Annotated in this window: 13 protein-coding genes and 2 tRNA genes; 13 read left to right on the forward strand and 2 right to left on the reverse strand. The window is 69.3% G+C overall.

The window, feature by feature from the left end:
• Window positions 1–24 precede the first annotated feature (24 nt).
• From ABIN76_RS13975 to ABIN76_RS14020, 10 genes are all read left to right on the forward strand, one after another.
• Entirely contained in the window at window positions 25–1,362 is a 1,338-nt protein-coding gene (locus ABIN76_RS13975) for a glutamate-5-semialdehyde dehydrogenase (RefSeq protein WP_346960288.1), read from the forward strand.
• An 80-nt stretch (window positions 1,363–1,442) separates the two neighbouring features.
• Window positions 1,443–1,676 carry a hypothetical protein gene (locus ABIN76_RS13980; protein WP_346960289.1) on the forward strand — a complete coding sequence of 78 codons (234 nt, stop codon included), beginning with the start codon at window positions 1,443–1,445 and terminating at the stop codon, window positions 1,674–1,676.
• A gap of 13 nt (window positions 1,677–1,689) precedes the next feature.
• Entirely contained in the window at window positions 1,690–2,361 is a 672-nt protein-coding gene (gene nadD, locus ABIN76_RS13985) for a nicotinate-nucleotide adenylyltransferase (RefSeq protein ID WP_346960290.1), read from the forward strand.
• Window positions 2,362–2,368: 7 nt separating this feature from the next.
• Window positions 2,369–3,703, forward strand: coding sequence for a hypothetical protein (locus tag ABIN76_RS13990; protein ID WP_346960291.1), 1,335 nt, complete (start codon window positions 2,369–2,371; stop codon window positions 3,701–3,703).
• 135 nt (window positions 3,704–3,838) lie between these two features.
• The gene (rsfS, locus tag ABIN76_RS13995) at window positions 3,839–4,240 is read left to right on the forward strand and encodes a ribosome silencing factor (protein WP_346960292.1); all 402 of its coding nucleotides are present in this window, start codon (window positions 3,839–3,841) and stop codon (window positions 4,238–4,240) included.
• Between the two features lie 118 nt (window positions 4,241–4,358).
• Window positions 4,359–4,431 (forward strand) — tRNA-Ala (locus ABIN76_RS14000).
• Window positions 4,432–4,616: 185 nt separating this feature from the next.
• Window positions 4,617–4,689 (forward strand) — tRNA-Ala (locus ABIN76_RS14005).
• Window positions 4,690–4,744: 55 nt separating this feature from the next.
• Window positions 4,745–5,893: an NAD(P)-binding domain-containing protein gene (locus ABIN76_RS14010; RefSeq protein WP_346960324.1), complete on the forward strand. Its 1,149-nt coding sequence runs from the start codon at window positions 4,745–4,747 to the stop codon at window positions 5,891–5,893.
• An 80-nt stretch (window positions 5,894–5,973) separates the two neighbouring features.
• Window positions 5,974–7,158, forward strand: coding sequence for a methyltransferase (locus tag ABIN76_RS14015; protein WP_346960293.1), 1,185 nt, complete (start codon window positions 5,974–5,976; stop codon window positions 7,156–7,158).
• 193 nt (window positions 7,159–7,351) lie between these two features.
• Window positions 7,352–8,554, forward strand: coding sequence for an ROK family transcriptional regulator (locus tag ABIN76_RS14020; RefSeq protein ID WP_346960294.1), 1,203 nt, complete (start codon window positions 7,352–7,354; stop codon window positions 8,552–8,554).
• A gap of 16 nt (window positions 8,555–8,570) precedes the next feature.
• Here the strand turns inward: ABIN76_RS14020 and ABIN76_RS14025 are convergent, their stop codons facing one another.
• Window positions 8,571–8,768, reverse strand: a complete 198-nt coding sequence (locus tag ABIN76_RS14025) for a hypothetical protein (protein ID WP_249777074.1) — start codon at window positions 8,766–8,768, stop codon at window positions 8,571–8,573.
• Window positions 8,769–9,183: 415 nt separating this feature from the next.
• Between ABIN76_RS14025 and ABIN76_RS14030 the strand changes: the two genes are divergently transcribed.
• Window positions 9,184–10,158, forward strand: a complete 975-nt coding sequence (locus tag ABIN76_RS14030; RefSeq protein WP_346960295.1) for a methylenetetrahydrofolate reductase — start codon at window positions 9,184–9,186, stop codon at window positions 10,156–10,158.
• Between the two features lie 56 nt (window positions 10,159–10,214).
• Window positions 10,215–12,557 (forward strand): 5-methyltetrahydropteroyltriglutamate--homocysteine S-methyltransferase, encoded by a 2,343-nt coding sequence (gene metE, locus ABIN76_RS14035; protein WP_346960296.1) that lies wholly within the window; start codon window positions 10,215–10,217, stop codon window positions 12,555–12,557.
• A gap of 105 nt (window positions 12,558–12,662) precedes the next feature.
• On the opposite strand, the gene ABIN76_RS14040 is transcribed toward metE, so the two are convergent.
• Window positions 12,663–13,169: a DUF2004 domain-containing protein gene (locus ABIN76_RS14040; RefSeq protein ID WP_346960297.1), complete on the reverse strand. Its 507-nt coding sequence runs from the start codon at window positions 13,167–13,169 to the stop codon at window positions 12,663–12,665.
• Between the two features lie 99 nt (window positions 13,170–13,268).
• Between ABIN76_RS14040 and ABIN76_RS14045 the strand changes: the two genes are divergently transcribed.
• Window positions 13,269–14,690, forward strand: coding sequence for an aldehyde dehydrogenase family protein (locus tag ABIN76_RS14045; RefSeq protein WP_346960298.1), 1,422 nt, complete (start codon window positions 13,269–13,271; stop codon window positions 14,688–14,690).
• The last annotated feature ends 1 nt before the right edge of the window (window position 14,691 follow it).

The raw sequence follows: 14,691 nt of genomic DNA on the forward strand, positions 1-14,691 counted from the left end.
CTTTCACTCGCCTAAACTTGGAGCATGACTGAGGCCCTGATTTCGCACCCCGACCTGCCGGTTTCCGACGCCCCCGCCGCGGGCGGCCTGCCGCCGGCCGCGACGGACATCGAAGCCGCCGTGCATGCCATCGCCGACCGGTCCCGGACCGCGTCCCGCCGGATGGCCCGCGCCAACCGGGCCTGGAAGGACCGCGGACTGCGCGCCGTCGGCGCCGCCCTGCTGGAGCACCAGGACCGGATCCTGGCCGCCAACGCCAAGGACGTCGACGCCGGCCGCGCCAACGGCACCTCGGCGGCGCTGCTGGACCGCCTCACTCTCACCGAAGCCCGCGTGCAAGCCCTGGCCGCCGCGCTGGAAAACCTTGCCAACCTGCCGGACCCGGTAGGCAACGTGGTCCGCGGCCAGACCCTCCCGAACGGGCTGCGGCTGCGCCAGGTCAACGTGCCGATGGGTGTGGTCGCAGCGATCTACGAGGCGCGCCCCAACGTCACCGTGGACATCGCCGGACTGGCCCTCAAAAGCGGCAACGCCGTGATCCTGCGCGGCGGAAGCGCCGCCGCCGCCACGAACGAGGCACTTGTCGGCATCCTGCGCGACGCCCTGGACTCCGTCGGCCTGCCCGCCGACGCCGTGCAAAGCGTGGACGAGTACGGCCGTGACGGCGCGAACGTCCTGATGCGTGCCCGGGGCCGCGTCGACGTCCTGATTCCGCGCGGCGGACGCGAGCTGATCCAGACCGTGGTCACGAACTCCTCGGTGCCGGTCATCGAAACCGGGGAGGGCAACGTGCACATCTTCCTCGACGCCTCGGCGGACGAAGAGATGGCCGTCGAGATCCTGCTCAACGCCAAAACCCAGCGCCCCAGCGTCTGCAACACCGTGGAGACGCTGCTGGTCCATTCCGGATCCACCGTGCTGCCTGCCGTCGCCGCCGCCCTGCGCGCCACCGGCGTCACCCTGCACACGGACGAGCGGGTCCGCGCCGCGCTGCCGGCCGCCGTGGACTCGGTGCCCGCCACCGAGGCGGACTGGGCTACCGAATACATGGACCTGGACCTGGCGGTCGCCATGGTGGACAGCCTCGACGAGGCCGTGGAGCACATCCGCACCTGGTCCACCGGGCACACCGAGGCCATCCTGACCAACGACCTGGCCAACGCGGAGCGTTTCATCGCGGAGGTGGACTCGGCCGCCGTGATCGTGAACGCCTCCACGCGCTTCACTGACGGCGGGGAGCTGGGCCTCGGCGCCGAGGTAGGGATTTCGACCCAGAAGCTGCACGCCCGCGGCCCGATGGGGTTGACCGAGCTCACCACCACGAAGTGGATCGTGCAGGGCGAAGGCCAGGTTCGGGCCTAGCAACGCGGTAACATGGAACGGAAGCCAGGAACGGCGGGTACCCCCGCCGTCGTAAATTTTTGAACTCACTAGGGGAGAACATGCTGTTTCAGCAGATCGCCACATCCATTGCCGCGGCCGGCGAACACGAGGAACTCGCGCCGCTCATTGCGCCGCCGTTCGTTATTGGCGGCTCCATGTTCGTGATCCTGCTGGTCCTGATGTTCATCACGCTCTCCTACGGCAACCTCGGCAAGCGCCACGAGGCCGTTGAGGAGCACGCGGACCCGCACCGCCAGCACCCGAACAAGCACGACCACGGCCAAGGCCACTAATATTTCCGCCACCGTGAAGCAGCACGGCGCGAAGCGCCGCCTGCGGCTGGGTGTGATGGGCGGCACCTTTGATCCGATCCATCACGGCCACCTCGTCGCGGCCAGTGAGGTCGCGGCGAAGTTCGGCCTTGACGAAGTGGTGTTCGTGCCCACCGGGCAGCCTTGGCAGAAGAGCAGCCGTAAGGTCAGCGAGGCCGAGCACCGCTACCTCATGACCGTCATCGCCACCGCGTCGAATCCGCGCTTCACCGTGAGCCGGGTCGACGTCGATCGCCCCGGCCCCACCTACACCATCGACACCCTCCGGGACCTGCGTACCCTGCGGCCGGACGCCGATCTGTTCTTCATCACCGGCGCCGACGCGCTCGCGCAGATTCTGTCCTGGAAGGACATCGACGAGCTGTGGTCGCTGGCGCACTTTGTCGGCGTGACCCGTCCCGGGCATGTCCTGGACGGCATGGGCAGGGATGACGTGAGCCTGCTTGAGGTCCCCGCCATGGCCATTTCGTCCACCGATTGCCGGGCCCGCGTCGCCGCCGGAAACCCCGTCTGGTATCTCGTGCCCGACGGCGTGGTCCAGTACATCGCCAAGTACGACCTCTATGACGGCCAGCCCGATCCCGCGGCGGACTACCAGGGGTCACGGCCCGCCCTCGAGACAAACCAAACCGCCAGCACCGAATGAGCCTTCAATGAGTCAGGAACAGCCTCCCATCCGCAGCCGCCGCGAATTGCGTCAGGCCAGGGATGAACGCCAGCAAGTGACGCCGGGCGCCGGCACCACAGGTGCCGGCGCAGGTCAGGCTGCCCGCGCCCAGGACGGCCCGGCTCCCGGCTCCCGGCCGGCCGGCGCGGATCCCGCCACGTCCGGGCGTCCGGAGGAACCGACCGAGGCCGAGACCACCGGCCGGCGCCGCATCCCGGGTCCGGTGGACACTGTCCGGACCACGTCCGCCGCCGAACGGTCCTCCCAGATCCGGGCCCGCGACCGCGCCGCCCTGCGCACCATCAAAGAACTCGCGGAAAAAGAAGGCCAGCTTTCACCCGGCGGAGCGCCCACGCGCCGCCAGCTCCGGCTACAGCAGCTGGCCGAAGAGACCGCGCCCGCCACCTCGGCCAATCCGATCGTGCCGATGCCGTCGCCGCGGACCCGCTCTCACCCGGTGGTAGGGACAGCGGCCAAGCGGCCCGCCGGCCAGGACAGCCCGGCAGGGGCAGCCGCCACCGCGGAGACGGAGGAAGCGCCGCCCCAGGACGTCAGCGCGCCGGGCCCGGGCGGCAAACTGCCGGAGGGGATGAGCGTCGAGCAGGCCCTCGCCGCGCGCGAGCTCCTCGCCGAGCAGGCCCGCAACCAGGTCGCGAAGATGGAACACATCGCCGCCACGGACCCGGACGCCGTCAACCCGGAAATACTGGCCGAGCAGATTGCCCTGGCCGAGCGAGCCGCCGTCCTGAACCGGCGGGCGGCCGCGAAGCAAAAGCTGGCGGCTCAGAACAGCCAGCCGTCCCAGCCCCGCAGCGAACCCCTGAAGAACGCCCCCTCGACAGCGAGCAACCTGGCCATGGTCACCCCGCTGGAATTTGTCGAGGTCCCCGGCGTGGAGCGGCCGGTCATGAAGCGCCCTGCCACGTCGTACGTCCCGCTGGTGACCAACTCCAGCCCCAAGGTCCAGCCGCCGCGCACCCCGCGCCGGCCGGGCCCGTCCCGGAAGCGGGACGCCGGTCCGGAGGGCAGTCGCGCCGGTGTGCTGGCCCGAGCCGAGGCGGCCGCGCAGGCCGCAACGGTCCGCCGCCCGGCCGCGGCAGCCGCCCCGGAAAACGCCGGGTCCGCCGTGGCGGAGGAGGACTTCGCCGCACGTCCGCCGGTCGCTGCCAACTCCGCGTACGGGTTGGATCCGCTGGACGCCGCTACTGCGGGCCTCGGCCGGGCGCGGCGCCTGCGCGCCCTCCAGCTCGGTGTCCTGGCCCTCGGAGTCCTTGCGCTCATTGCCGGCATCATCCTGATCATCACCGGGTTGGCCAACTAGCCCCTGCGCTGCAGCCGCCAGCGGGCCGCCCGGCCGCCGGGGCCGCGTCCCTGCGGAACAGCCTTCCCGACCACACAACTTTTCCAGATCAACAACTTTTACCTTCAACAGTTTTCACTTTCAACAAGGAGTCCCGTGACTGCAACCGATTCATCCATCGCCACAGCCCGCCACGCAGCCCGCGCTGCCGCGGAAAAACTGGCCGACGACATTGTGGCCCTCGACGTCAGCGAGCGGCTTGCCCTGGCGGACGTCTTCCTGATCGCCTCCGCGCCGTCCGAGCGCCAGGTGAACGCCATCGTCGACGGCATCGAGGATGAACTCTCCAAGTTCGACCTCAAGCCCGTTCGCCGCGAAGGCCGCTCCGGCGGGCGCTGGGTGCTGCTGGACTACGCCGACGTCGTCATCCACGTCCAGCACGAGGAAGACCGCGTGTTCTACGCCCTGGAGCGCCTCTGGAAGGACTGCCCCGTGGTGGACCTGCAGCTTGGTGACGACGCCTCGGCCAAGGCAACCGCCGCCACCGACACCGAGTAGGCGGCGCGGCTCCAGCCGGCACAAAACCCTGAATATGCCCGATTTGGAATTTTCAGAAGTGCTGATCTAAGATATTTGAGTTGCTTCGGAGAGAACGAGTTCGGAGCAGCGAAAATTCGGGGCTGTGGCGCAGCTGGTAGCGCACCTGCATGGCATGCAGGGGGTCAGGGGTTCGAGTCCCCTCAGCTCCACCGGAGAATCCGCCGGAATCGCAAGATTCCGGCGGATTTTTTTATTCCCCTCCGCGGCAGTGCCCCGCCCCTGAAGGGCTGGAGCGACACACCGCGCGCCGATTAGCGTCGGCGGCAAATGTAGATTAAGCTAATCAGGTTGCTTGATCGAACCGGCATTCCAAGGGTTTGATCAACGACAGTTCGGGGCTGTGGCGCAGCTGGTAGCGCACCTGCATGGCATGCAGGGGGTCAGGGGTTCGAGTCCCCTCAGCTCCACCGGACGAGGTCCCGCTCACTGAGCGGGGCCTCGCTTTGTTTCCGCTGAATGAGGATGGACGCCGTGAACGAGACCTTGCGGCCAGCTCTGCTGTTCGCCGACGTCGTGGTCATCGGCGCCGGACAGGCCGGACTTTCCGCCGCCTACCATCTGCAGCGCCGCGGGTTCGTCCCGGCGGGGACGAACAGCGGTCCGGCCAGCGCCGCTGTGACCGGCGCCGACGCTCCGCTGACCTACGTGGTGCTCGACGCCGAGGACGGACCCGGAGGTGCCTGGCGGCACCGCTGGAAAAGCCTCCTGATGGCCACCGTCAACGGCATCAGCGACCTGCCGGGCATCCCGCAGCCGGAGGTCGACCCTGAGGAGGCCAGCTCGAGCTTCCTGAGCCGGTACTTTGCCGGCTACGAAGCCCGGCTGGGCCTGGCCGTCGAACGGCCGGTGAAAGTCCGCTCCGTCAACCGGGAGGACAACAACCCGGCCGGACGCCTCCGCGTCGCCACCTCCCGCGGCGACTGGTCCGTCCGGGCCGTGATCAACGCGACCGGTACCTGGACGCGCCCCTTCTGGCCCATCTACCCCGGGCAGACCAGCTTCCGCGGCCGGCAACTGCACGTGGCGGACTACGTCTCCGCGGAGGAATTCCGCGGGCAGCACGTGATCGTGGGGGGCGGCGGCATTTCTGCCGTGGGCCTGCTGGACGAAATCTCCAAGGACACCAGCACCACCTGGTTCACCCGCCGGGAACCGCTCTGGCGCGACGCCCCCTTCGACCGGCAGGCCGGCCACGACGCCGTCGCCCTCGTCGAGGAACGGGTGCGGCAGGGGCTGCCGCCGCAGAGCGTCGTCGCCGTGACGGGACTGATCCGGACGCCGGCCCTGCGCGCTGCCGCCGCACGCGGCGTGCTCCAGCGCCACCCGATGTTCACCGGCATTGAACCCGGGGGAGTGCGGCTGGCGGACGGCAGTTTCCTGTCCGCCGACGTCATCCTCTGGGCCACCGGCTTCCGGGCGGAGCTGGAGCACCTCGCGCCGCTGCATCTCCGCGGTCCAGGCGGCGGCATCGCCATGGACGGCACCCGCGTCGCCGCGGAGCCGCGGGTCCACCTCGTGGGCTATGGCCCGTCGTTATCCACCATCGGGGCCAACCGGGCAGGCCGGGCCGCTGTCGCCGGGATCGTCCAACTGCTGGCCGGTCCGGGATAACGTAAAGCGGTGCACCAATCCCCGGGCCCGCTCAGTGACGGCCCGACAAGAACCCGACCAGAAAGGGCGGCAACCCGCGCGTGGCGGACAACAAGCTCGAATCCCTCTTTTCCCGGCTCCGCAGATTCCCCGACGTCGAGGCGGCCAACCTGCAAGCCTGGGACGCCACCGACCGGTTGTTGCTGGACACCGTTGCCGAGCTGCGCTCCGCCGGCCGGCTGGCGCCCGCCGGAGGGACCGCCGTCGTGGGCGACCGCTACGGCGCCCTGACCCTCGGCATGCTCGCCCTCGGCTGGCAGGGCGCCGGCGCCGATACCCGCCCGGTGCGGGTGCATGAGGACCTGATTACCGGCGAACGCGCGCTGCGCAACAACGCCGAGGCCACCGGGTTGACCGCCGGGTTCGAACAGCTCCCGCTGGCCGAAGCCCTCGACGGCGCGTCCCTCGTCCTGCTCCAGTTGCCCCGGTCACTCGCGGAGCTGGAGGAGATCGCCGACGCGGTCGTCCGGCACGCCGCGCCGGACGTGGTGCTGCTGGCCGGCGGCCGGGTCAAGCACATGAGCCTGGGGATGAACGCTGTGCTGGAGCGGTACTTCGGCGAGGTGCAGCCCCAGCTGGCCCGGCAAAAGTCACGCATCCTGCTGGCCCGGGCCGCGAATCCGGCGGCCGGCGACCCGCCGTTCCCGGTCATGGAGTGGAACGCCGGGCTGGGGCTGACGGTCTGCGCGCGGGGAGCCGTGTTTGCCGGAACCGGGCTGGACATCGGAACCCGGTTCCTGCTGGACTTCCTGCCGGAGATGCCCAGCGTCGGGCACGCCGTCGACCTCGGGTGCGGCACCGGGATCCTGGCCGCCCTCTACGCACGCAGCCACCCGGACGCCCGGGTCACGGCCACCGACAGGTCCGCGGCCGCCGTCGAGTCGGCCGCGGCCACGGCCCGCGCCAATGGCCTCGAGGGGCGGATCGAGGTCCTGCACGACGACGCGATGAGCACCCTGCCGGACGCCAGCGCAGAGCTGGTCCTGCTCAACCCGCCGTTTCACCTCGGGGCCGCGGTGCACGCCGGGGCCGGAATCAAACTGATCGAAGCAGCGGCCAGGGTCCTGGCCCCGGGCGGCGAACTGTGGACGGTGTTCAACAGCCACCTGCAGTACCGGCCCGCACTGGAACGGCTGGTCGGCCCTACCCGTGAGGTGGGCCGCAACCCCAAATTCACCGTCACCGCGAGCGTCCGCCAGCCGCGGCGCTCAGCCCCGCAAAGCTAGGCCGGGGCAGGCCGGGTCCGGCTGCGGGCCACCCGGGCGAAATCTATCCGACTATGACGGCGGAGGGTGGGTGCTGGCGGCCGCGCGTAACGTACCATTTCTGACATCAGCAGTGCTTAGCCGAAGACGTTTAGAGGTATCAGTGACTGAGATCCGCACACCCTCGCCGCGGCGCGGAACAAACCTCCCACGGATGGGGGATTTCAACCTCACGGTCATCCTGGACGCGATCCGGCGCGCCCCGGGCGGGCTAAGCCGGGTGGAACTCGCGCAGCTCGTCGGGCTCTCGCCGCAGACCATCTCCAATATTTCCCGCCGGCTGCTGGACCAGAACCTGATCGTCGAGGCGGGCAAAGAGGGTACCGGACCCGGTAAGCCGCGCACCATGCTCCGGCTCAACCCGGCCGGAATGTACGCCGTCGGCGTCCACCTCGATCCCGCCGTCCTCACGTTCGTCCTGCTGGACCTCGTCGGCGCCGTCGTCAAGCACTCACGGCTCAAGACGCCCTCGGGCACGGACCCGGGCTCCATCATTGACACGATCGCTGCGGAGATCAAGCAGCTGATAGAGGACTCCGGGGTGGACCGTGCCAAGGTCGCAGGGCTGGGCATTGCCTCGCCGGGGCCGATCGACCTGGAGGAAGGCGCCGTGGTGGACCCGCCGCTGCTGCCGGGCTGGGAACGCGTTCCGCTGCGCGACGCCCTCGCCGAGGCCACCGGGCTGTCCACGCTCCTGGACAAGGACGTCACGGCCGCCGCCGTCGCCGAAACCTGGGCCGGCGGCCCCAGCGGCGCCGGCAGCTTCGTCTTTATGTACATGGGCACCGGGATCGGCTGCGGGGTGGTCCTCAACGACGAGGTGGTCCGCGGCACCTCCGGCAATGCCGGGGAAATCGGGCATATCATCGTGGACCCCGACGGGCTGCCCTGCGACTGCGGCCAGCGCGGCTGCGTCAAGTCCTCGGCCATCCCGAAGGTCCTCGTAGCGCAGGCCGAGGCTGCCGGCGTGCTGGACGGCTCCCGCGCGGATCGGAGCGCCCCCGCGGTGCAGGAGAGCTTCGCGGAACTCTGCGCACTGGCATACGGTGGCAGCGAGGAGGCGCTGGATATCCTCCGCAAATCCGCCGTGCTGGTCAGTCGGGCCATCTCCGCCGTTACCAACGTCCTGGATGTGGACCGCATCGTCTTTGGCGGTCCGTTCTGGACCTGCCTCGCGCCGGCCTACCTTGAACAGATTCCCGGCCTGGTCCGGGACAACAGCGCCACCCGGAAAATCCACGGCATCGAGGTAGTGGGCACCGGCGTGGGCGAGGACGTCGGCGCCGTCGGGGCCGCCTGCCTGGTCCTGGAGCACACGCTGGCGCCCCGCTCGCAGCGCCTCCTGCTGGAGGGCTAGCTAACCGCCACCGGCGTCAGTCGATGTCCTCGATGACGGTCCCGAACGGGATGGTGTCATCCAGATGGGCCTGGTGGTCGTGCGGGTGGACCACCACGCGGACCCCGTGCAATTTGTCCGCGGCCGACTGCATCAGGATGGGCCGGACGGTGTTGATGACGCTCTCGCTCTTGCCGGCGAGATACTCCTGGTAACTGGCTGGAAGCTGGATCATGCCCTCAGGATAGACCTGCGGCAGGGACAAAAGGGAGGCCCCATTTTGTCGAAGAATCTTCTGCAACAGGGCTTTCGGCGGTGTAAAGGCGCGTCTTAATTCGACAGATAACTTGAATGCCGCTCCGGGGGCCCCTAGAGTCGTAGACAAGTTACTCCGGTAACGTGTCAGCGATCCTCCGCTGCAGGCCGGCCAAAGGAATAATTTCACCGAAATATTCCCCTGGCCGCCAAGGAGGGTGTGGGTGCCCCCATGTGGGCCTGACATTTGCTCACGGACAGCTTCGAAGCACGCGTAAAAGTCGCGACTGCGTCCTGCTGAAGTTCCCTCCGTGTTCCCCAAACTCAACTCATTGGCGGCAGCGCCGGCCGGTTTCCGGCCCGCTGGCGGCAATGGCTCACAGCCAAGGACGCAAATGTCTCCACCAAGCCTTATTGACGCACATCCAAATCTCGCCGGCGCGGCCCCCGTCGCCCTGTCCTACGAGCTTTTCCCGCCGCGCTCGCCCGCTGCCGCGGAGTCGCTCTGGACCACGATCGGCGAGCTGGAAGCCACCAGCCCCGACTACGTCTCCGTGACGTACGGTGCGAGCGGCTCCAACCGCAGCACCGCCGTCGAACTCATCAACCGGCTGGTGCAGGAAACCCAGCTGCGCCCGCTGGCGCACCTGACCTGCGTCGGCAACACCCCGCAGGAACTCGCCGAGGTGATCGGCGAACTGCTCGACGTCGGGGTGCGCGGCATCCTGGCCCTGCGCGGTGACCAGCCCAGGGACGGAGGCGTCCCGGCGGAAGGTTCCCTGCGCTACGCGCAGGACCTGATCGAACTCATCCGCCGCGTTGAACAGCGCCGCTCGGCGCTGCTGTGCGCCGGTAAAGTCGCCGTCGGCGTCGCCGCCTACCCCACCCGGCACCCCGAGTCGCCGAGTGAGGCGCATGACATCGAGGTGCTGCTCGCCAAGCAGCGCTCCGGCGCCGACTTTGCCATCACCCAGGTGTTTTTCCACACCGGGCAGTACGCGCGGCTGTTGAGCCAGGCGCGCCGGGCGGGCGTCACCATCCCGATCATCCCGGGGGTCATGCCGCTCACCAGCGTCCGCCGGCTCACCCGGCTGGGCGAACTGACCGGCGTCGAACCGGCCCCCGAGCTGATGGAACGGCTCGCCGCCGCGGACACCGACGCCGAACGCAACCGGATCGGGGTCAGGGCCACCGTGGACCTCGCCAACGCTGCCCTGGACGCCGGCGCGCCCGGCCTCCACCTGTACACCTTCAATGAGCACGCCAGTGCCTTGGATGTGCTGGACAAGCTCGCCCTGCCGCGGCCGCGGAGCGGCAGCCGGCACGGGAGCTACCAGCGCCCGGCCGCCCGCCGGCAGCTCGCCAGCTGACACCGGCGCCAACACGACTTTCCTGCACACTGCACCACCAACTCTTAGGACTTCCCATGACTGATCAGAACACCACTGTGCCCACTCCGTTCCCGGCCGCCTCGATCCTGGGCTACCCGCGCATCGGCCGCCGCCGCGAACTCAAGAAGGCCGTCGAGGCCTACTGGGCCGGCACGATCGACGCCGCCGCCCTGGACGCCGCCGCCAAGGAGATCCAGCTCGGCACAGCCCGGCGGCTCCAGGGCCTCGGCCTGACCGACGCCGCCGCCGTTCCCGGTACCTTCTCGTACTACGACCAGGTGCTCGACGCCGCCGCCCACCTCGGCGCCGTACCGGCCCGCTTCGGCAACCTCCTCAACGACGACGGCCGGCTCGACATCGACGGCTACTTCACCCTGGCCCGCGGCACCACGGACCAGCAGCCGCTGGAAATGACCAAGTGGTTCGACACCAACTACCACTACCTCGTCCCGGAGATCGGCCCGGAGACCAGCTTCGCGCTGACGTCCACCCGGATCGTCGAGGAATTCGAGTACGCCCTGGCCAACGGTGTTGAGACCCGCCCGTACATCGTTGGTCCGGTGACGTTCCTGCTGCTGAGCAAGGCCTCCGACGACGCCCCGGCCGGCTTCAGCCCGCTGTCCCGCCTCGAGGACATCCTGCCCGTCTACACTGCGCTGCTGCAGAGGCTGGCCGCCGCCGGGGCCAGCTGGGTCCAGCTCGACGAGCCCGCCCTGGTGGTGGATCAGGACACCCCGGCCGTGGAAATCCAGGCGGCCGTCGCCCGCGCCTACGGGGAGCTCTCCGCCGCCGCGGACCGCCCGCAGCTGTTCGTCTCCACCCCCTACGGCGCGCTGGACGGCCAGCTCGGGACCCTGGTCGCCACCGGAATCGACGCCCTGCACCTGGACGTCTTCAAGGGCGGGGTCCCGTCCGCCGCGGCCCTCGCCGCGCTGGGCAACAAGACCCTGGTTGCCGGCGTCGTGGATGGCCACAACATCTGGCGCAACGACCTGGCCGCCTCGGCGGCGAAGATCGCCGAACTGAAGGAGTCGGTGGGGAAGCTCGCCATCAGCACCTCCACCACCACCGCCCACGTCCCGCACGACGCCGAGGAGGAAGTCCAGCTCCCGGCCCAGCTGCGCAGCTGGCTCGCCTTCGCCGACCAGAAGGTCACCGAAGTTGTGACCCTCGCCGGGCTGCTGACCGACCCCGCAGCCGTCCGGCCGGCCATCGAGGAGGCCACCCGCATCATTGCTTCCCGCGCCGGGGCCGACGGCGTCCGCCGCGCCGAGGTCCGCGCCCGCACCGCGGCTCTGACCGCCGCCGACTTCAGCCGCTCCGCCTACGGTGTCCGCGAGGCCGCGCAGGCCGGGGCCCTGCAGCTGCCGCCGCTGCCCACCACCACCATCGGCTCCTTCCCGCAGACCGCCGAAATCCGCACCGCCCGGGCCCGCGCCCACAAGGGCGAGCTCAGCACGGAGCAGTACAGGCAGCTGATGAAGGACGAGATCAAGCGCGTCGTGGAGCTGCAGGAGGAGCTCGGTTTCGACGTGCTGGTCCACGGCGAGCCCGAGCGCAACGACATGGTGCAGTACTTCGCCGAGAACCTGGAAGGCTTCGACGTCACCGTGCACGGCTGGGTCCAGTCCTACGGCTCGCGCTGCACCCGTCCCTCCATCCTGTGGGGCGACGTCACGCGCAGCGCCCCGATCACGGTGGAATGGGCCAAGTACGCGCAGTCGCTGACCAGCAAGCCGATGAAGGGCATGCTCACCGGCCCGGTCACCATCCTGGCGTGGTCCTTCGTCCGCGACGACCAGCCCCTCGGCGAGACCGCCAACCAGGTGGCCCTGGCGCTCCGCGACGAGATCGCGGACCTGGAAGCCGCCGGCATCAAGATCATCCAGGTCGACGAGCCCGCCCTGCGCGAACTGCTGCCGCTGCGCCGGGCCGACCAGGCCGCCTACCTGGACTGGTCCGTAAAGTCCTTCCGGCTCGCCACCGCCGGCGCAGCCGATTCCACCCAGGTCCACACCCACCTGTGCTACTCGGAGTTCGGCGCAATCATCGACGCGATCGACGGCCTCGACGCCGACGTGACCTCGATCGAGGCAGCCCGCTCCCGGATGGAAGTGGTACACGACCTCGAGTCCCACGGCTTCGGCCGCGGCGTGGGCCCGGGCGTCTACGACATCCACTCGCCGCGCGTCCCGGGCGAACAGGAAGTCACCGAACTGCTCAGCACCGCGGTCAAGCACGTCCCGTCCCGCCAGCTCTGGGTCAACCCGGACTGCGGACTGAAGACCCGGGGCTACGCCGAGACCGAGGAGTCCCTGCGCAACCTCGTCACGGCCACGAGGACGGTCCGCGCCGGGCTGCTCGAGGCGGCCCGGTAGCACCGGCTGAACATTAGTACCGCCCGAACTAACGACGCCGGCCGGCCACCTCGCAAGGTGACCGGCCGGCGTCGTACTTGCTGCGTGTCCCAGGAACGCAGTCGATCAGGATTCCCAGAGGATTTCGTCGTCGACGACGCCGTCCTCGTCCGCGGACGCCACCAGGACCTCGTCGGTGAAGTGCGCGCCCAGGGTGAAATCGAGCACGAAGTAGCGCTCCGGCTGGCCCGGGTAAATGCCCACGTGGCCGAGCTTCAGCGCCTTGAGGAAGACCTGGTGGGTCAGCTGGGCCTTGTCCGTGACGCCAAAAACCTGCTGCAGGTGCTCCGGCTTGATGGCGTTGCAGTGGAAGCGGAGGTACTCCTGCGGGCTGGTGCCGTCCTGCTCCAGTTCCTCGGCGATCATTTCGCGGACCTGGTCCACCAGTTCGGGCAGGAAGCGCAGCCGGTAGTCAACCTTGTGCATGGCCGCCTCGTCAAAGTGGTCATGCGCGTTGACATTCAGGTCAAGCTCCAGGGGCTGGCCCGCCAGTTCATGCTTGGCGGCGAAATTATGGTCACGCCCGTGGTTGAGCTCGATCTCTCCAAAGTGCTGGCTCGCTACCTTGCTCATGTCTTCAACATAGTCCTGAATAGTGGTCCGTTCCAGCATCGCCGGGGATTTATCCGATACCGGGCCGGCTGTGGAGCGGGGGACCGGTACATTGATCGGATGCAAACAGTTGCCGCCACCGTCGCCCGTGCCCGTGAAGTTTTTGACAGCGGAACCACCCGGCCGCTGGCGTGGCGGCTGGAGCAACTGCGCAGCCTGCGGCGGATGCTCATCGAGCGGCGGCGGGAGTTCGCCGCCGCGCTGGCGGACGACCTGGGCAAACATGAAACCGAGGCGCAGCTGACGGAAATCGGTTTTGTCACGGCCGAAGCGGCGCACCTGGAGAAGCACCTCGAAGGCTGGCTGCGGCCGCGCCCGGTGTCCGTTCCGGTGGCTGTCCAGCCGGCCAAGGCCTGGACCGAGCTCACCCCGCTGGGAGTGGTGCTGGTGATCGGGCCCTGGAACTACCCGCTGCAGCTGCTGCTCGCACCGCTGGCCGGCGCGCTCGCCGCCGGCAACACCGTGGTGCTCAAGCCCAGCGAACACGCCCCGGCCACCTCCGCCGCCCTGGCCCGCTGGATTCCGGAGTACCTGCCCGGCGCGGCCGAGGTTGTTGAAGGCGGGATCCCCGAGACAACGGCGCTGCTGGGCCTGCGCTTCGACCACATCTTCTTCACCGGCGGCGAGGCGGCCGCCAAGGTGGTGCTCCGCGCCGCGGCCGAGCACCTGACACCGGTGACCCTGGAGCTGGGCGGCAAGTCCCCGGCCTACGTGGACTCCTCCACGGACCTGGCCAAGGCCGCCAAACGGATCGCCTGGGGCAGGTTTATGAACGCCGGGCAGACCTGCGTGGCACCGGATTACATCCTCGCCACGGAGGAGGTCCTGGTGCCGCTGGAACGCGAGCTGGTCAAGGCCATCGCGGCGCTGTTCGGAAGCGACTCGGCGCAGAGTGCGTCTTACGGCCGGATCGTCAACGACCGACACTTCGACCGGGTCGCTGCGCTCGCGGACGGGAGCACCGTGGTCCACGGCGGCGAGCGCGACGCCGCCAGCCGGCACTTTGCCCCGACGCTGCTGCGGCCCGCGCCGGGGGACGCGGTGTTGGGGGAGGAGATCTTCGGCCCGCTGCTGCCGATGGTGCCGGTCAGCGGCAGGGATGAGGCAATCCGGACGATCAACGCCGGTGCCAAGCCGCTGGCGTTGTACGTGTTCAGCAACGACGCCGGGACGCGCCGGGCGTTCTCCGAGCAGACCTCCTCGGGGGCGCTGTGCTTCGACGTCCCGGCCGCGCACCTGACCGTCCCGGGCCTGCCGTTTGGCGGGGTCGGCAACAGCGGCATGGGCGCTTACCACGGCGAGCACTCGCTGCGGACCTTCTCGCACGAACGCTCCACCCTGTCCAAGCCGCACTGGCCGGACACCCTGGAATTGATCTACCCGCCCTACACCAAGGCCAAGCACCGGATCATCAGCGCCCTGGTGGCACCGGCCGGCAAGCTCGCCGGCAGGAAGAACCGGAAGAAGCGCGGCGAGGCCTAAG

The organism is uncultured Arthrobacter sp. (assembly GCF_964021775.1).
Lineage (GTDB): Bacteria > Actinomycetota > Actinomycetes > Actinomycetales > Micrococcaceae > Arthrobacter.